The sequence below is a fragment of the Lysobacter sp. 22409 genome (assembly GCF_052045105.1).
GTDB classification, from domain to species: Bacteria; Pseudomonadota; Gammaproteobacteria; order Xanthomonadales; family Xanthomonadaceae; genus Lysobacter; species Lysobacter antibioticus_B.
In genome coordinates this window covers 142482-159466 of the sequence record NZ_JBQEOE010000005.1, presented here as the reverse complement: position 1 = coordinate 159466, position 16985 = coordinate 142482, and the positions used below count along the sequence as shown (strand labels likewise).

Here is a 16985-nt window from a genome sequence, read left to right as displayed (position 1 = left end):
CCCCAGCCCTCCCCCCTTTGAAAAAGGGGGGCCGGGGGGGATTTGCCTTTGCCTTCGCCTTAGCCGTTTCCTTAACCATAGACCCGGCCAACCCACCTCAGTGCAGACTCCCCGCCGACGCCGCCCCGACGCCCCCCTCCCCCGCGGCCGCCGAAACACAAGCCGCCATCACCGGGTCCAACCGCCGCGCCAGCGCCTGAAACACCTCCCGCAACAACCGGTGATTCTGCCCAGCGGGGTAACCAATCTCGACCAACACCTCAGGCTGCAGAGTCCGCACGATCCCGTGCAACTCCTGCTGAAAAGCGGAAAGCGCTTCGAACGCATCAACGGGCATGACCACCCCTTCCTGCGGGGGCGTGAGCTCGGGCTTGCGGGGCATACGCGGTACTCCTGTCCTTGGCGAGGAACCCGCGCGGTGCAGCATGCAACCGGCGGGATGTCGGGAGGTTCGAAACCGCACACAGACGGCGGGCGTATTCCCCTTGCGGGTGTTGTATTAGCCGCCCTCCCGACGCAGGCAACGCGTCGGCATGCCCAAACGGCAGGCATGAAAAACCCACCATTAACGAAGGCGGGCACCGCTGTGTGTTTGGGAGTTTCGACGCTCCTTGGCTGGGACTTTGCAGAGCCCGCTACCGGTTGTCAATCAGACATGTCTGTGTTTATCGCCAGACCACATATATGTTCCGAAGGCGTTTTTACGCAGAGGAATATGGCGGCAATGCCTGTTTCCGACCCAAAGCCTACATCCAACAGATGTCTGACGCTGGCGCTCGCCGAAAATCCAGACAATCAACGAGCTGACTGTCTTACGCCACATACCGAGTGGATAGGCCATTCGCAAGCAAACGGCGTAGTGATCAAATCAAAGTGGAGAAGTCGAAACAACATGACGCACTAGGCCGGCTCCTCGGGCTGCGTCTCTTCCGCAATTGCTTCGTCGGCCAATGCATCGAGCACGGTGAAGACCCCAGCCAGATCGTCGCGATATGAGGCGGTGTAATTCCCCGTCACTACATACCGATTATCTCCGCGCAAGACCTTCTGACGGATAAGCTCTCGATACTTGACCCAGTACAGCCCTATATCCCTGGCGTCAAAACCCCCGATAATTCCAGTCTTGGATGCAAAATAGCCATCCTCATTACTCCCCGAAAAAAAGGGGTTAGTCAAGTGCGACAAGCAGTGATCAAGAAAATGAAAGATATTGCCCTCTTCAACAGCCGGATTAAAGCAGACACCAAACGCGTATTCATTCATTAGCCTTGCTATGCCGGCGCCATCGGCATCCCCCGATTCATCGTAATACCCGCAGCCAACGCCTGAACCATCTGGAGGCAGCGAATTGCTTAGTTGGTAGATCACGAAGGATTTAACAATAGATCGTGCTGAGGAAGTCATTTGGAAAAGCGAAGGAGAATCCGGCTCGGACAGACTCTGTCTTGAAATATGCGAAGCGATCTGAGGTAACGCTTCGCCGAGGAGCGCTTCATCCGGGACAACATCTACTTCGGAAAAAAAATTTCGCTGCGGGTCAATATAGATACGCTTGAAGAGCGCGAAGATATCCTGAGACAGCCTTCTCATCCCGATCAAAGCGAGCCTACTAACCAAGCCGGTTGTAGGTGCGCTTACATCCTGATGGCGGATGAGGGCCGAATGCAAATTGTGCAATTGCCCCTGGCGATCTGCGGAGCACTGTAGCCTAAACAGCATTAGATCGTTCCAGCCTAAAACACCTCGATCACTGGCGGTGAGGCATTGAAGTAAACCCTTGCTCTGGTAGGGGCCTTCACCGAAGATTCGCCATGCGATCTCTAAGATATTATCTCCGGAATTTGAAAGGAGCCGACCAGATGTACTTCCTGATCCGACGCGGTCCAGGAGTCGCAGCAGGGAGTAGATCGACCTCGGCCGCAACCCCCGGTCCTCAACCTCGATCGATGAGTATCGCGGCAAGTAGTTGACAAGTGTATTGATAGCATCCTCCACACCACTGCGAGTGAGGTCATGAGATTGACTGACAAGCACTCTCCAGAACTGATCGTGTGCGCGCTCACCCAACCTTAACTGAAAGTCGGGCGCCGATAGAATTGAGGCAACTGATTCCCCTTTCCGAACCTTGCCGACGGCCTCTTGGTACAAAACAAATGTCTCCCGAGGCTCAGGCCTGGCGAATCGCACAATTAGCTTGAGGTAGCCTTCGAGATTTCTAAAGGAGCGCTGATTGAAACACGCTCTAGACGCCAGGACCTTCTCATCCACGCCACTAAAATCGCCGAGCCCCAAAGCCTTCACGTCGAAAAGCTGTGTCAGCAGAAATCCGGCGACCCCTTGACACTCAGTAATTAGCTTTGAGAACTGATCGTTATTTTTGTACTTACTAGAGTGGTACTCGCGACGCACCGAGAAAGTTCCACTCCGCCCCTCCGTCTCTTCGTCGTAGATGCGTCTGAACAGCCCAGGGTAGTTCAGATGCAGGAGTATTAGATTGATGAGGTCGCGCTTGTTGAAGTCCGTCCGGCCTAGGTCGCTTCTCTCAAGTTGCATAAGCAACATCGCATTGACGAACCTCTTTACTTTGCGCAGGTCACCGATAAGGGGCAGGTACTTCGCCGCCAAATCCCCGTCGAGAATATTGGCCAGTTCGTTGAGTATGGCGCCGAGCTTCAACATCGTGTCCGACGGGATCGAGCCAAGCTTGTTCTCTTCGCGTTGCCAATCCCGTCGTAGGAAGTCCCGAATTCCGGAGCTATCGACGAACAAGCTCAGCTTGACAGTCACAAACTTCTCAAGAAACCCTCTCGCTCTTGAGTCTTCCTCTTTGCTCCCTACAAGCATCTCGGTGTCATAGCAAAGAACGTAGGTTGCCTGAGAAAGCTTGAATGTCCGCCGCGTAGCGAACAAAACACTGTTGATGGTTCTTGCATCCAATCGATCCAAATCGTCTATGACGATGATCACACGGCGGCGAATCCTCTTGAGCACCTCATCAATGTCATCAAGAAGATCATCGACGGTCTCTTGCCCGGGCTCCAGAGAGAGCTTGAAGCCGAGGAACGACACATCAGCCTTCCCCTTTACCAAGCGAGAATACCGTGACGCTGCCGGCCGAAATTCGGGGGCAAAGGCCTTTCGTTGGATCGCGGCAGACAAATCCCGAATCATGCGCTCCGCGAGGTCAGACTCGGACGCATACCGTAGAGGTTCGAATCGACAAACAATGACCCTGTCTTCTGCGATTTCCCAGTGGCGTTCAGCGAGATTGATAAAGCTTGTCTTACCGACACCCCAAGGACCATCGATTCCAAATATAAGCCCGGAATGGGCACCGCTTTCAAGGACAGTTTCCGCGAATGCCTTAGCTTGCGCCTCGCTCGCAAGCAAATCATCTCTCTTGTCTCCGACCTCTTCATCTGCAATGAAGTAAAGCTGCGGGGCGTCCTTTGTGGACCTCGACAAATACCGCTGGACCAGCGCCGACATCAAAATTGCGCAAAGTAAAACCAGAACTAATGGCGCCCAATGAGGGCCCGCGCTCTTCAGTGCTGTGTGAGCCTTACCCAACAAAGGGGAAGTAAGCTCGTTTACCCAAATGCCAACGCCGACTGCAACCAGCAGGTCGACACGCAGGCTACGGACCATTCGCGCGGCGACAACAAATGCACCTCGTTTGATGGCATAGGTTGAACATAGAACCGCCACCGCGAGCACCACTCCGGCCTTTGCCCCGACGGACACCTCTGACAACGTCGGAGCGTAGCTCGCGCCGAGGTAGTAGGATGCCCGCCAGACCTCCGCCATCAGGAATCCTGTGGCGATCGACCGCGCGAAAATCGGCAGCTCAGGCATCTTCATTACAGGTTTCGTAGCCGTCAAAGCCCCCTCCCGACACATCGTCCGCTAAAACTAGTTACGCCTCTTACGTCGAGCCAACATCTTCACCCTCGCCTTGTAGCGCGTCGCAGCGGCTCCGTCGGCCCGGCCATCGCTTTTGCGCCGCGCTCCCGGTTTAACGACTTAACGGAATCTCTAGATAACTGCGGCCATACCATCACACCGCCACCGGCCTGCCGGCATCGGCCATACCCCCACCGCCTTGCCGCTGCCGTAGTTGCCCCCCCTGCTTCGGGTTACGCAACACGCTCGCTACCGCTACTTTCCGGCTGCCTGGTTGCATGCGCTTGCTGGTGGCGCGACCGGCTTCGAAGCTCAGCACGGTGAGGCAGTCGGCTTGCAGTAGCTGCCGCGGCTGACGTAGCTGAGGCGCGATTGGTATCGCGAAAGTTCAATATAGCGCGGTCGGGCAGTTGTTCGTAGAACGAAATGTTGAAGTCAAAGTTGCGCATCTTCGTCTCGACTTCTAGCTGGCCACAGAACAGGCTGCCCCCCTACATCATCGAAGGGTTTGCTGACGAAGACTAGCTCGTCGACGGTGGCGAGTTCGCGCCCGACGATTCCATCGTCGAACACGATGCGATACCCATAGTTGCGGTCATGCAGTTTGAGAGCCCATTCAGCGCAAGCACGCCTGAGATACGGGTCATATCTCGGTATCGTCGGTACCGCATCTGCTTGACCCATGGCGTTCGCTCTTCCAGGATTAGCCGCGAGTGCTCCGACAGTTCGGACGCCGACCGCGGCATACATGGAGACGTAAATGCCGAAGCTCGACTCTCATCTCTTAGCGGCGAAACTAGCGTCACTAGTCTGCGTGTTCGCTATCTGTGCGTGTGCCGCCAAAACCGCGGGCCTTACTTCAGCTCAAGGCAAAGCCGCCATCAACGACTCGCTTAGCGCGCAACAACTCCATGACAGAATCCGGGCCTGGATTCTGAGCGTGAACGACGCCCGCGACCTGTCCGAGCGGAACATCGAGAAGCGCACTGGCCTTGATCTCGGGCCTGACTCGGAAAGCCAAAACGGTTTCCGCGGCGTCGGGGCTCTGCCCGAAGGGTGGCGCTACTCCTTATCGTCAGTAAAGACTGTGCCCGGACCGAGCCCTCACTCCGTTCTGTTCCACATGGGACGCATCAGCGAGAGCTACGCCGATATGACGCCTGTGTGTGTCGAGTTGGAGCATTACCGGTCCGCCCTCATCGCCGCCGGATTCAAACCGTCGCAGCGCCCGCAGCGGCTGGGCACGGAATACAGGTTCTTCCGTACTAAAAAGGTCTCTGTACGCGTCGAAACTCACGGGAAGACAAAGCGCTACGACGAGCAACGATGTGTTTCTAGATTGTTCGTCTCTGCCGCGCCCCCTCCAGGATGATCAAGCATGGCAATACTTCAGGAAGAATTGGAAGCAAGGCAAAAGCTCGACGCCTTGACCCTTGACGGCCACTCTTCCAGGATCAGGCCACGAGTGCGCCGGACGCTAACCGCGGCACACATGGAGACGTAAATGCCCAAGCTCGATTCTCACCTCCTGGCAACGAGACTGGCCCCGCTGGTCTGCGTGCTCGCTGCCTGTGCGTGCGCCACCACGACCGCGGGCCCCACTTCGGTTCAGGAGAAGGCCGCCATGACGGAATCGGCATCGCCCGCCCTCAACGACTCCCTTAGCGCACAACAACTCCACGACAGGCTCCTGGCCTGGATCTTGAGTGTGAACGACGCCCGTGACTTATCCGGGCCGAACATCGAGAAGCGCATTGGTCTCGACCTGGGGCTTGCCCCCGAGACTCCCAACAATTTCCACGCTGTCGGAACACTGTCTGAAGGTTGGCGGTACTCGCTGTCTTCGGTTAAAACCACGCCCGGACAGGAACCCCATGCCGTCCTGCTCAATATGAGGCGCACCGGCGACGGCTACGCCGATATGACTCGCATATGCGTTGGTCTGGAGCACTACCAATCCCCCCTCATTGCCGCGGGATTCGAAGCGTCTGAGCGCCCTCGGCGGGGAGGTACGGAATACAGGATCTTCAGAACGAAGAAGGTCCATGTACGTATTGAGCTCCACGGGAAGACAACACCTCTCGACGAGAAGCTGTGTGTTTCCAGAGTATTCGTCGCGGCTGCGCCCCCTCAAGGATGACCGTGCATGGCAACACTTCAAGATGAATTAGCTGCAAAGCAGAAGCTCGATGCCTTGACCCCTGGCAGCCCGTCTTCCAGGATAAGCCCGCGAGTGCGCTGGCAGTTCGGACACGGAACAGCGGCACACATGGAGACGTAAATGCCCAAGCTCGACTCTCACCTCCTAGCCACGAGACTGACCCCACTGGCCTGGATGCTCGCTGCCTGTGCGTGCGCCACCACGACCGCGGGTCCCGCTTCGGTTCCGGAGAAGGCCGCCATGACGAACTCGGCATCGCCCGCCATCAACGATTCGCTAAGCGCGCAGCAGCTCAACGACAGGATCCTGGCTTGGATTCTGAGTGTGAAGGACGCCCGAGACATGTCCGGGCCGAACGTTGAGAAGCACACCGGTCTTCATCTGGGGCTTAACCCGGAAACTCCCAATATTTTTCGTGGCGTCGGGGCGCTGTCCGAAGGTTGGCGCTACTCGCTGTCTTCGGTTAACAACACGCCTGAGAAAAGACTCCGCGCTGTCCTGCTCAATATGCGGAATGCCGGCGAAGGCTACGATGATATGACTCCTGTTTGTGTTGGCCTGGAGCATTACCAATCCCCGCTCATCGCCGCCGGATTCAAAATGACCGATATGCCTCGACGAGGGGGTACGGAGTACCGGATCTTCAGAAATGAGATGGTCTATGTGCGCGTTGAGCTTCACGGAAAGACAACACCCATCGACGAGAAGCTATGTGTTTACAGGGTGTTCGTCACGGCTGCGGCCCCTCAAGGATGATCGGAAATGGCCACACTTCAGGACGAATTAGAGGCAAGGAAAAAGCTCGATGCGATGCTGGTCGAATTCGAGCGGCAAGGCAAAACAGACGATCTGAACCCAGGCAATATTTTTCGCAGCGTACTCGACAACACTCCGGGACTTAAGGCGCAATTCCTCCTCGCCGTCGAGAAAGGACACTTGGTCGCGATAGAAGCCGAACCCGACCCGAGATTCAACGGCAGTTACAACCACCTTGACCGGACCATGCGCCTGTCGGCCAAGCAGTTAAGCGACGCCGATCCGAGTAAGCATCCTGACGAATTCCCGGAAGGCGTCAACTTCGTCCGCTTCACCGCCGGCCACGAGATCGACCACGCATTGTCCCGTAACGAAATTTTGCAGTTGGGGCAGCGATTCCAGGAACAGGTTGCGGCGATCGCGAATGGTCCATCGCCGCATGACTTTACCGCTCCGGTAAAGGCATACAACGAGGGAACACGCACAAGAGAGGCGCGAGCTGAAATCGCCGGATTCAACACGATTGCAGCACAGGTGAGGCATGAGAACCCTAAAGCGACACTCGCCGACGTGTATGAAGCCGACGGCAGCGCCTCCAACTACATGGATGAAATCGACGGAGATTCTTCGCGCTACGTCGCCCAATCGGGCTTACATATCAAACCCGATCTACAGATGGACGAGGCCAAGAGCCTCGCGACGATGGAGAGGGAGTTTTACGACCGTAACCCAGGCTACCCCGCCCGCAACATCGACTGGGCCTTCAGCGAAATCTACCGCCAGGAAGCCATCGCCCAGGCCGCGCATCCCGGGCGCGACTTTCCTGAGATGAGGATCAATGCCCAGGCGCTCGGCGCGCAGGTGACCGTGCCTCCGGACTTCATCGACAGCAGCCGCACGCCGGACAAGCCGGCGCCGCCTGCGGAGCGCCCTGCTACGCCCAACGCCAACGACCCCAGCCACCCGGATCACCCGCTGTTGGAGAAGATCCGGGGCAGCGTGCGAAGCCTTGAGCATAGTATCGGCAAGCCCTGGGACGAGCAGAGCGAGCGCATGAGCGCCAGCGCGCTTTCGCTGGCGGTCGCCAACCGGTTCGGCCCTGGCGACGACGTCAAGGTCACGCTGAACCGCCCCACCGCGCAGAACGCGGCGGGCGAAGTGCTGTTCGTGTACCGGGACGGCCGCGGCGCCTCTCCGGATCCTGCGGCCAATTATGCGCACATGCCGGTCGCTCAGGCCCTCTCCCTGCCCTCGCCCGAGCGCTACGAACAGGCGCATGCCATGCGCGAGACTCAGGTGGCCGAGCAACGCTCGCTGCGGGAGAGTGCGCAGCAGGCGCAAGGGATGGACGGGCAGTCTCAGGGTGGGCCGCGGATGCAGCATTAGCCGACGCAGCGGTGCAAGCGGTGTCCACTTCCGGCCCGAAGCGGACATCCGGACGATGTCCGCCTCTAGTGCTCAGCGCACGTCCGGCCGATCTGCCGGCCGCGACGCGGTGTGTCGGCGCGGGGCATGTTGCGGTGGCGCTTACTTGGTCGAGCGCGCCGTTTCCTTGGCCGCGCTGTCGATCGTGTCAGCGACCACTTTGGGCTGGGTCATGAACACCGCATGGCTGGCGGCGACCTTGGTGATGCGCGCTTCGATGCGCTCGGCCATATGGATGAGCATGGCCTGGTCGAACGCCTTGTCGTCGGTGGCAATCACGGCCCAGCTGGGCTTCGTGCGCCAGGCGGCCTGCGTCAGCTTGGTCCCGAACACCGACATGTTGATCGGCACCTGCGAGTCGCGCAGAAACGCTGCGTCGGCATCGCTGGTGTCGTGGGCGAAACCTGCCTTGAACTTGGCGGGGCTGATGAAGCCGTAACCGTCGCTGCCGGTTTCGATGACGAACTCCGGCGTGGGTGCGAAACCGGCGTATTGCTGCGCGGTGGTTTCGCCGGCATCCGGCGCGAGCGCGGAGACATAGACCAAGCCCGCCACCTTGTCGTGGACGCCGGCTTCGGTGATGACCGTGCCGCCCCAGGAATGCCCGACGAGAATGGCGGGGCCGTCCTGGCGGTCGAGCACGCGTTGTGTGGCCTTCACGTCATCGGCAAGCGAGGTCAACGGGTTCTGCACGATCGACACGCGATAGCCGCGCGCGGTCAGCTCGTCGTAGACCGGGCGCCAGCCTGAGCCATCGGCGAAGGCGCCGTGCACCAGAACGACATTCTTCACCTGCGCCCCATCGTGGGCTGCGGGGGCTGCGGCATCGTGGGCTTGGGCAACGGGGGAGATGGTGGCCGCCAGAGCGGCGGCGAGCACTGCGGGGATGAGCTTGAGCATGGACGTGGCCTCGGGCGGTGGGTGGTGGTCGGTGGGTGGTGGTAGTTCGATCTGCGGCATTGGCCGGCAGGGCTACTTTGCGGGGCGAGCCCGGACCATCGGTGACCGAACGTCCTGATAACTTGACCGAACGTATTTATCAGCCGCGAACGGGAACCTGCCCGGATCGAGGGGCGAGTCAGCGGGAAGGCGTGCTCTCGCGAAACAACCGGGCCCCGGGACGTTACCGATGCGGCCGGCCCGGGCCGTTACACCGTCGGCACGGTTCCGCCGTCGATCGTGTATTCCGTCCCCGAGATCGACGCGGCCCGGGGAGAGACCAGGAACGCGATAAGGTCGGCCACTTCACCCGGCCTGGCCGGGCGTCCCAGCGGAATCCCGCCCAGTTCCTTCATGACCAACTGCTTGCCGCCTTCGTAGTCCGTGCCCGCATGGGCCGCGACGCGCTCGACCAACGCGACCGAAGCCTCCGTCTCGATCCAGCCCGGCGAGACACGAACCACGCGCACGCCCTTCGGCGTGACTTCCTTGGACAGTGCCTTGCTGTAGGTCGACAACGCTGCCTTGGCAGCGGCATACGCGGTCGTGGCGTCCGGCAGCGGCAGCGTGCGCTGGATCGAGGTGACATGCACGATCACACCCGAGCCTTGCGCGATCATCGAGGGCAGCAAGGCGCGATCCAGTCGCACGGCCGACATCAGATTCAGATCGAGCGCCTTCGCCCACTCCGCATCGTCCAGCGCGGCGAACCCGCCCGCCGGCGCCGACGATCCCCCTACCACGTTGATCAGGGCATCCACGCCGCCGAGATGGCGCAGCGCCGCCTCCGCCGATTGGCGAGCGCCTTCGGCCGTGGCCAGGTCGGCCGCCATATAGTGCACATCGTCGATGGGCCGGTCCGGCTGCGAGCGCGCAGTCGCCACGGTCTGTGCGCCGAGCTGGGACAACCGTTCGACGACGGCAGCGCCCACACCGCGCGAGCCGCCTGTCACCAGGACGCGCTTGCCGGCCAACTGCAGGTCGAAGCTCACGGCGCGATCTCCAGCGTGGCGATCTTGCCGCGCTCCAGGGTGAAGCCATAGCGCAGGTCCACCGGACTGCCGGGGAAGTTGCCGGCGACGCGCGCCGTCACGATGTAGGTGCGCTCCTGCTTCTCCAGCGTGTGGGGCTTGGCGGTGTAGGTGTACTTGGCGGACGAGTCGGTTTTCCACGCTGCGATCGCAGCGAGGCCCGAGTGGGTCTTGCCCTCGTCCCGCACCAGCCCGTCTGTGGTGAAGCAGCGGGCGACCGCTTGCGCGTCCTGGGTGTCGGCATGGAAGTAGGCCGCGATCGGCTCGGGCAGGTTCAGATCGTTCATTGCAATGCTCCGGTTGGGTCCACGGAGCAAAGGTTGAGCCGTTCTCATAGATAAGAGAATCACCTACTATCTGATCAGGCTATGTAGAGATCAGTGCACAATGCGCGGCTCTGAATTCGCGGAACTCAAGGCCTTCGTGGCCGTCGTCGACCGGGCCAGCTTCGCGCGGGCCGCCGATCACCTGGGACTGTCCCGATCCGCCCTCAGCCAGATCGTCCGCCAGTTGGAATCGCGCTTGGGGGTTCGCCTGCTGAACCGGACGACGCGCAGCGTCTCGCCGACCGAGCCGGGCCGCCGATTGCATGAGCGCATCGCCCCGATGCTCCGCGACATGGACGAGGCCGTTGCGCAGGCCGTGGGTACGAGTGCGCGTGCCGCGGGGACCCTGCGGATCAACACCCTCAGCATGGCAGCGAAGAAGGTGATCGCGCCGCGACTGGGTCGTTTCGCCAAGGCGCATCCCGATGTAGCGCTCGACATCGTGATCGACGATGGCTTGAGCGATATCGCGGGCGAAGGATTCGATGCAGGCATCCGCGTGGGCGGCCGCCTGCAGAAGGACATGATCGCGGTCCGACTTACCCCGGACATCGAACTGCTGGCCGTGGCTTCGCCCGACTATCTCGCCAGATGCGGCGAGCCCAAGACACCCGCCGACCTGAGCCATCACGCCTGCATCAACTGGCGTTTCCCGGGCAGCGGCAAGGTGGCAGGGTGGGAGTTCAAGAAGAAGGGGAAAGGGGTCGAATTTTTCGGTGAAGGCACCGTGACTTCCAACCATCAGGACATCGTCGTGCCCGCCGCGCTTCAGGGCCTGGGCATCCTCTATGCCTACAACGACGACGGCATTGCGCAGGCGCTGCAGGACGGGCGCTTGAAGCGCGTGCTTAGCGACTGGTCGCCGACGGTCCCCGGCTTGTACCTCTACTACTCCAGCAGACGTTACCTTCTTCCCGCGCTCCGCGCGTTCATCGACTGCCTGCTCGATCGCGATCTCGGCAGCGAGGGCCCTTCGACGTCACGAACCAGCCCCTGACCGATCCGGCGGCAGTGCCGACACTACCGAGGCCTGCGCATCGATCTGCGCGCCAGCTACCTGATTTTCACCAGCACCTTGCCCTTGGCGCGCCCGCCGTCTGCGTAGGCCAAAGCCTCGTGCGTATCCTCGAACGTAAATACCCTGTCGACGACGGGGTGGATCGCGCCTGATTCGACGAGATGCACGATCTCAGCCAATTGCGCCCCGTCGGCGCGCATGAAAATGAAGGTGTACTCGACATTCTTCCGCTTGGCCTTGTTGCGGATGCCACGGCTCAACAGGCGCGACACCAGCTTGATCGGCCAGGCCAGTCCTCGCGCGGCGGCGAACGCCGGCGTGGGCGGCCCGGAAATGGAAATGAGATGCCCGCCGGGCTTGAGAACCTGCAGGGATTTGTTCAGTTCGTCGTTGCCCAGACTGTTCAGCACCACGTCGTAGTCATGCAGCACGGTGGCGAAATCCTGCTGCTTGTAATCTATTACGACGTCCGCGCCCAAGGCCTTCACCCAGGCGATGTTGGCCGTACTCGTGGTGGTGGCGACGAAAGCGCCCAGGTGCTTGGCGAGTTGGATGGCAATGCTGCCGACGCCGCCGGAACCGGCGTGAATCAGCACCTTCTGCCCTCTTTTCAGCTTGGCGGTTTCGACCAGCACCTGCCAGGACGTCAGGGCCACCAGCGGAAGGGAGGCGGCCTCGACCATGCTGAGGTTGGCGGGCTTGAGCGCCAGCGATGAGGCCTTGACGGCGATGAACTCGGCGAAGCCGCCGATGCGATCATCGTCGGGGCGTGCGTAAACTTCGTCGCCCGGTTTGAACTGGTGCACGCGCGCGCCAACGCGCACGACCGTACCGGCGACTTCGTTGCCGAGAATCAGCGGGAAGCGATAGGGAAGAATCAGCTTGAACTCGCCGCTCCTGATCTTGGAGTCCAACGGGTTGACGCCTGCGGCGTGGACCTGGATCAGGACATCATCGTCGCGCAGGTCCGGCTCGGGCATGTCGCCGATGCGGCCGGTTTCTTGCTTGCTGTACCGGTCGATGATGAAGGCTTTCATGTCGTGTCTCTGGGTGAGGTGTCCGGCCAGGCCGCCGACGTCGATCGACCCGTTGAGGTCGTGCCCGACGCCGGGCGTGTGTCGAGCCTGGCCGGGTCACACAAGGGTGCGGTTTGCCGTACGACCGCCTCAGACGGCGGTGCGGTAGCGCTCCGCGGCCTGTGCCTGCCGGATGTCCGTGAGCAGGGCCTGACGCGTGGCATCCAGGGTGTCCCAGCGTGCGGCAACATGCAGTGGCGGAATGGTGACGGCCTCGCGGCGATCGAAGCCGACCAGGGCCGCATCGACCAGTTCGCCCGTGTCCATCACCTCGGGCAGCGTGTTGATGTCGATGCCGGCGCGCTCCCATATCTCGGTGCGCGTGGCGGCAGGCAGAACCGCTTGCACGTAGACGCCCTTGGGCGCGAGCTCCAGGCTCATTCCTTGGGACAGGAACAGCACGAAGGCCTTGGTCGCGCCGTAGACGGCCATGCCGAGCTCCGGCGCCAGGCCGACTACCGAGCCGATGTTCACGATCGCGCCCTCGCCTGCAGCGACCATTCGGGCGGAGGCGGCGACGGCCAGGCGGGTCAGCGCGGTCGTGTTCAACGTCACCAGTCGTTCGATGCTGTCGGCCGATTGAGCGATGAAACCGCCGGACTGGGCGATGCCCGCGTTGTTGATGAGGATGCCGATGCGGGCGTCGTCGCGCAGGCGCGCTTCGACGGTCGCCAGTTCATCGTGCTGGGTGAGATCGGCCGGCAGTACATCGACCGCGACGGCGGTTTCCTGGCGCAGGCGAGCTGCCAGCGCTTCCAGTCGTGCCTTGTCGCGTGCGACCAGCACGAGGTCGTGGCCGCGCCGTGCGAAGCGCTCGGCATAGACGGCGCCGATGCCGCTGGAGGCACCGGTGATGAGGACGGCAGGGCGTGTGGTCATGGTGCGTTTCTCTGGAATTTTGATGGGGGCATGGGGGGTGCGGCGTATCGGGCCAGTGAGCCGGGAATGACGTTCGTTTCCCGGTCCCTGCCTGGTGACGGCCACAATGATGATGACCGTAATCTTTAATGTCAATAGTTTGATGATGAACGTCATCTATATGGTAAAATGCGCCGCTGCCGTTGCCAGGCAGGACATCCAGAGACATCGGCAATGAAGGTCACCAAGGCACAAGCGCAGGCAAACCGGGCGCGCATCGTCGAAACCGCGTCCACCCTGTTCAGGGAGCGGGGTTACGACGGCGTGGGCGTAGCGGACCTGATGGCGGCCGCCGGCTTTACCCACGGCGGCTTCTACAAGCATTTCGGCTCCAAGACGGATCTGATGGCGGAAGCGGCAAGCTGCGGTTTAGCGCAGTCCGCGGACGTCGCGGCGGGCGTCGATCTGAAGGACTTCGTCGAGCTTTACCTCTCCCGAGAGCATCGCGACAAGCCGGGCGACGGCTGCACGCTGGCCGCGCTATGTGCGGATGCCGCGCGTCAGCCGGAATCGGTCAAGGCGGCCTTTGCCGCCGGTATCGAGCGCCAGCTGGCGGCTCCGGCCCGCCAAACAGGGCGGCCGGTCGACGACGCGAACAGCGAGACGCGCGCGCGCCGAATCGCCCTGATGGCGCAGACCATCGGCGCGGTGGTGTTGTCGAGGTCCTGCCCCGACGATGCGCCGCTGGCGGACGAAATCCTGGAGGTCTGTCGGGCGCGCCTCTTTGCGCAGCTGTCGGACGAAGGGCTTATCTAGACAGCCCTTCCGGGATCGTTAGAGGTTCACCGCGAGCTCGCATGCATCGCCAAGCGGTTTGACGGCTTAGACAGGTCGAACAGACCGCCCATGCGTCTTATGCCTCCCTGCCCTGTGCCTTGGCAGGTGTCTGCTCATCACCGAAAGCAGACGCATGCCGTCGCATCGGCCGGAACTATCTGCGGCGAGTTGCGGCGAGCGAAGCGCCTGCCGCTAACTCCAGCTCGCGCGACACCGGGCTGCTGTCTTGTGCGCCGGCTTCAACGGCTCAGCGGAATCTCCAGATAGCTGCCTCCATACCAGCGCACCCGCACCGGTTCGCCGGCATCGGCGATGCTCTCCCCTGCCACCGCCTTGCCGCTGCCGTAGTTGATCTCCTGCTGCGGGTTGCGCAGCACGCTCACCACTGCTATCAGGCGGCTACCGGGCTGCATGCGCTTGCTGGTGGCGCGGCCGGCTTCGAAGTCGAGCACGGTGCGATGGTCGGGTTGCAACAGTTGCCGGCGGCTGACGTCGCCGACGTAGCTGGCGCGCGATTGGTAGCGCGAGAGTTCGAAATAGCGCTGGTCGGGCAGTTGTTCGTACAGGGAGATGTTGAAGTCGAAGTCGCGCTTGTTGGTTTCGACTTCCAGCCGGCCGGAGAACAGGCCGCTGAATTCCTCGGCATCTTTGAAGGGTTCGCTGACGAACACCAAGCTATCGGCGGTGTCGAGTTCGCGGTCGACGATGCCGCCACCGGGGACGATGCGGTCGGCGTCGCTGCGGTCGCGCAGGTCGATGGTCTGTTCGGCGTAGCTGCCGCTCGCGGCCGGCTGCGCAGCGAAGGCGTGGTGGCCGTCGCTACCGGCGGCGCCGAGGTAGAAGCGTTGGCGCCGCTGCGCCATCGCCGCCAGCGAGGGCGCGTGCTTCCACTCGTTGGCGCCCATCACCTGGTAGTTGATGCGGTCGGCCAGCAGCGCGGGCTTGGGCGCGCCTTTGAACACGTAATCGAACCATTGGTAGCGCAGCTCGCCCAGGTCGATCTGCGCTTGCGGGTCGAGCGTGTAGCCGCGCAGTTCGGTGCCGGTGGCGACGGTGCCGCGCTGGCCGCTGACGTGGTTGTAGGGGCCGATCACCAGGTAGTGCTCGGCCTGCGGACGGTAGCGATGGTGCTGGCGCAGGTAGTACAGCGCGCCGATCTGGGCGCCGTCGTAGTAACCGGTGGTGGTCAGCACCTTCAGATCCAGCGCGGCGAATTCGTCGCGATAGGGGATCATCGATTGCCAGTAGGCGTCGTAGTCCGGGTGCGACAGCCAGCGCAGGTAGAGCGGATTGGGCGTGCCGTCGATCTGCGGCAGTTCGCGGTAAGGGCGCCCGCTGAGGTACCACTGGCGATACATGCGATTCCAGCGCGGGTAATCCTGCAAGGGCGCGTTGTCCACCTGACGGTTGTTGGTGATGTAGAACGGCCAGTAGTACTGGAAGCCATAGAAAATGCCGCCTTCCATCGGCACGTCGAGGCCGGGCGCGCCGGTCACCGAGGGCATCAGCGCTTTCAGGGCCTTGGGGCGGCGCTTGGCCGTGGCCCATTGAGTGAAGCCCTCGTAGCTGCCGCCGTACATGCCGACGCGGCCGTCGCTCCACGGTTGCGCGGCGATCCAGTCGATCAGCGCCGCTGCATCGTCGCCGTCGTGTTCGTAGGGCGTCGGGCGGTCGGGGCTACAGCCTTTGCCGCGGCTGTTTCCGATCACGCCGGCATAGCCGTGCGAGGCCGAGCGGCGCGCTTCGTTGAAGGTGGGGACCGGGTCGGCGTAGATGGTGAAGTTCAGCAGGGTCGGCAGGCGCTCGGGCGCGTTGCGCTGGCGCACGATCAGCGCGCAGACGGTGGCGCCGTCGGGCGTGGTCACCGCGACATCGCGTTGGATCAGGTAGCGGCGCGCGTCGTCCGCGGCGATCAGCGCCGGCAAGTGCGGCGCCAACGCCGCGTAGCTGCGTTCGACCTGGTAGCTGCGCAGCAAGGCCAGCGCGGCGTTGCGGTCCAGCCTGGGCTGTTTGCGCAGCGGCGCCAAGGCATCGGCCAGCGCGCGCTGCTGCCGCGGCTGCTCTGCGGTCTCGAAGTTGAGCACGCGCATGGCCACGGCGGCGCTGCGGTCGTCCATCGTCGCGATCGATTCGGCGAAGGCGCGCGGCAGGGCCTGCTCGAAGCTCAACCCCTGCCCCGCCTGCAGCGCCTTGGCGCGGGCGTACAACCGGTATTGGGCGAGGTTGAGCCGCACCGGCACCGGGCCCTGGGTGGCGGTGGCGGCGAGTTCGTCGAGGCTGCGTTCGGCCGCAGCGTAGTCGCCGGCCACCAGTTGCAGGCGGAAGCGTTGGTTGAGGTCGCGGCTGCGGTCGGGGTCGCGATAGTCGGCGAGCAGTTGCCGGGCCAGCGACGGCATGGCGGCGTCCAGGCGCTTCGCATCGTCGGCGACGATGGCGGGCAGCGCGTAGGACGCGGCGGTTTCGGCTGCGCGGGCAACGGAACCGCACAGGCCGACGGCAGCGATGGCCGACATAAGGATGATCGATCGCAGCATTTGCCCTCCCAGGCGTGCATGTATCCCTGACTGGATGGCGCCAGCGGCGGAATCGTCGCATAACCGACACCGCCGCGAACGAATACACGATTACGCCGGCTTGCTTGTTGTAGGAGCGGCG

14 protein-coding genes are annotated in these 16985 nt (G+C 62.1%); 6 read left to right on the top strand and 8 right to left on the bottom strand.

The annotated features are described in order from the left end of the window. Window positions 1-97: 97 nt before the first annotated feature. A complete protein-coding gene (locus ACTJJK_RS04500; protein WP_440729591.1) occupies window positions 98-382 on the bottom strand; it encodes a hypothetical protein in 285 nt (94 codons plus the stop codon). Window positions 383-900: 518 nt separating this feature from the next. Continuing rightward, window positions 901-3861, bottom strand: coding sequence for a KAP family NTPase (locus ACTJJK_RS04495; protein ID WP_440729590.1), 2961 nt, complete (start codon window positions 3859-3861; stop codon window positions 901-903). Window positions 3862-4663: 802 nt separating this feature from the next. Between ACTJJK_RS04495 and ACTJJK_RS04490 the strand changes: the two genes are divergently transcribed. The 4 genes from ACTJJK_RS04490 (at window position 4664) to ACTJJK_RS04475 (ending at window position 8206) form a co-directional block, all read left to right on the top strand. Then, window positions 4664-5275 (top strand): hypothetical protein, encoded by a 612-nt coding sequence (locus ACTJJK_RS04490; RefSeq protein WP_440729589.1) that lies wholly within the window; start codon window positions 4664-4666, stop codon window positions 5273-5275. 132 nt (window positions 5276-5407) lie between these two features. Then, on the top strand, window positions 5408-6043 hold the full coding sequence (locus tag ACTJJK_RS04485) for a hypothetical protein (RefSeq protein ID WP_440729588.1): 636 nt from the start codon (window positions 5408-5410) through the stop codon (window positions 6041-6043). A 141-nt stretch (window positions 6044-6184) separates the two neighbouring features. Beyond that, a complete protein-coding gene (locus ACTJJK_RS04480; protein WP_440729587.1) occupies window positions 6185-6820 on the top strand; it encodes a hypothetical protein in 636 nt (211 codons plus the stop codon). A gap of 6 nt (window positions 6821-6826) precedes the next feature. Continuing rightward, on the top strand, window positions 6827-8206 hold the full coding sequence (locus ACTJJK_RS04475) for an XVIPCD domain-containing protein (protein WP_440729586.1): 1380 nt from the start codon (window positions 6827-6829) through the stop codon (window positions 8204-8206). A 141-nt stretch (window positions 8207-8347) separates the two neighbouring features. Here the strand turns inward: ACTJJK_RS04475 and ACTJJK_RS04470 are convergent, their stop codons facing one another. The 3 genes from ACTJJK_RS04470 to ACTJJK_RS04460 form a co-directional block, all read right to left on the bottom strand. Continuing rightward, complete coding sequence (locus ACTJJK_RS04470) at window positions 8348-9145, bottom strand: alpha/beta fold hydrolase (protein ID WP_440729585.1); 798 nt, start codon at window positions 9143-9145, stop codon at window positions 8348-8350. 248 nt (window positions 9146-9393) lie between these two features. Next, on the bottom strand, window positions 9394-10176 hold the full coding sequence (locus tag ACTJJK_RS04465) for an SDR family oxidoreductase (RefSeq protein ID WP_440729584.1): 783 nt from the start codon (window positions 10174-10176) through the stop codon (window positions 9394-9396). Further along, on the bottom strand, window positions 10173-10502 hold the full coding sequence (locus ACTJJK_RS04460) for a nuclear transport factor 2 family protein (protein WP_031370518.1): 330 nt from the start codon (window positions 10500-10502) through the stop codon (window positions 10173-10175). Before ACTJJK_RS04460 ends, ACTJJK_RS04465 begins: the two co-directional genes overlap by 4 nt. Before the next feature lie 100 nt (window positions 10503-10602). On the opposite strand from ACTJJK_RS04460, the gene ACTJJK_RS04455 reads away from it, so the two are divergent. Then, on the top strand, window positions 10603-11538 hold the full coding sequence (locus ACTJJK_RS04455) for a LysR family transcriptional regulator (RefSeq protein ID WP_440729583.1): 936 nt from the start codon (window positions 10603-10605) through the stop codon (window positions 11536-11538). A 56-nt stretch (window positions 11539-11594) separates the two neighbouring features. Here ACTJJK_RS04455 and ACTJJK_RS04450 read toward each other — a convergent pair whose 3' ends face one another. Continuing rightward, on the bottom strand, window positions 11595-12596 hold the full coding sequence (locus ACTJJK_RS04450) for an NADP-dependent oxidoreductase (protein ID WP_440729582.1): 1002 nt from the start codon (window positions 12594-12596) through the stop codon (window positions 11595-11597). Between the two features lie 129 nt (window positions 12597-12725). Beyond that, the gene (locus ACTJJK_RS04445) at window positions 12726-13514 is read right to left on the bottom strand and encodes an SDR family NAD(P)-dependent oxidoreductase (protein ID WP_440729616.1); all 789 of its coding nucleotides are present in this window, start codon (window positions 13512-13514) and stop codon (window positions 12726-12728) included. Window positions 13515-13727: 213 nt separating this feature from the next. On the opposite strand from ACTJJK_RS04445, the gene ACTJJK_RS04440 reads away from it, so the two are divergent. Continuing rightward, window positions 13728-14309: a TetR/AcrR family transcriptional regulator gene (locus ACTJJK_RS04440; RefSeq protein ID WP_031370522.1), complete on the top strand. Its 582-nt coding sequence runs from the start codon at window positions 13728-13730 to the stop codon at window positions 14307-14309. A gap of 260 nt (window positions 14310-14569) precedes the next feature. Here ACTJJK_RS04440 and ACTJJK_RS04435 read toward each other — a convergent pair whose 3' ends face one another. Continuing rightward, window positions 14570-16843: a CocE/NonD family hydrolase gene (locus tag ACTJJK_RS04435; RefSeq protein ID WP_440729581.1), complete on the bottom strand. Its 2274-nt coding sequence runs from the start codon at window positions 16841-16843 to the stop codon at window positions 14570-14572. Between the last annotated feature and the right edge of the window lie 142 nt (window positions 16844-16985).

Bases quoted from the DNA above. Each gene is read 5' to 3' on its own strand.
- ACTJJK_RS04500 (WP_440729591.1), bottom strand. From the start codon at position 382: ATGCCCCGCAAGCCCGAGCTCACGCCCCCGCAGGAAGGGGTGGTCATG.
- ACTJJK_RS04495 (WP_440729590.1), bottom strand. From the start codon at position 3,861: ATGAAGATGCCTGAGCTGCCGATTTTCGCGCGGTCGATCGCCACAGGA.
- ACTJJK_RS04490 (WP_440729589.1), top strand. From the start codon at position 4,664: ATGCCGAAGCTCGACTCTCATCTCTTAGCGGCGAAACTAGCGTCACTA.
- ACTJJK_RS04485 (WP_440729588.1), top strand. From the start codon at position 5,408: ATGCCCAAGCTCGATTCTCACCTCCTGGCAACGAGACTGGCCCCGCTG.
- ACTJJK_RS04480 (WP_440729587.1), top strand. From the start codon at position 6,185: ATGCCCAAGCTCGACTCTCACCTCCTAGCCACGAGACTGACCCCACTG.
- ACTJJK_RS04475 (WP_440729586.1), top strand. From the start codon at position 6,827: ATGGCCACACTTCAGGACGAATTAGAGGCAAGGAAAAAGCTCGATGCG.
- ACTJJK_RS04470 (WP_440729585.1), bottom strand. From the start codon at position 9,145: ATGCTCAAGCTCATCCCCGCAGTGCTCGCCGCCGCTCTGGCGGCCACC.
- ACTJJK_RS04460 (WP_031370518.1), bottom strand. From the start codon at position 10,502: ATGAACGATCTGAACCTGCCCGAGCCGATCGCGGCCTACTTCCATGCC.
- ACTJJK_RS04455 (WP_440729583.1), top strand. From the start codon at position 10,603: ATGCGCGGCTCTGAATTCGCGGAACTCAAGGCCTTCGTGGCCGTCGTC.
- ACTJJK_RS04450 (WP_440729582.1), bottom strand. From the start codon at position 12,596: ATGAAAGCCTTCATCATCGACCGGTACAGCAAGCAAGAAACCGGCCGC.
- ACTJJK_RS04445 (WP_440729616.1), bottom strand. From the start codon at position 13,514: ATGACCACACGCCCTGCCGTCCTCATCACCGGTGCCTCCAGCGGCATC.
- ACTJJK_RS04440 (WP_031370522.1), top strand. From the start codon at position 13,728: ATGAAGGTCACCAAGGCACAAGCGCAGGCAAACCGGGCGCGCATCGTC.
- ACTJJK_RS04435 (WP_440729581.1), bottom strand. From the start codon at position 16,843: ATGTCGGCCATCGCTGCCGTCGGCCTGTGCGGTTCCGTTGCCCGCGCA.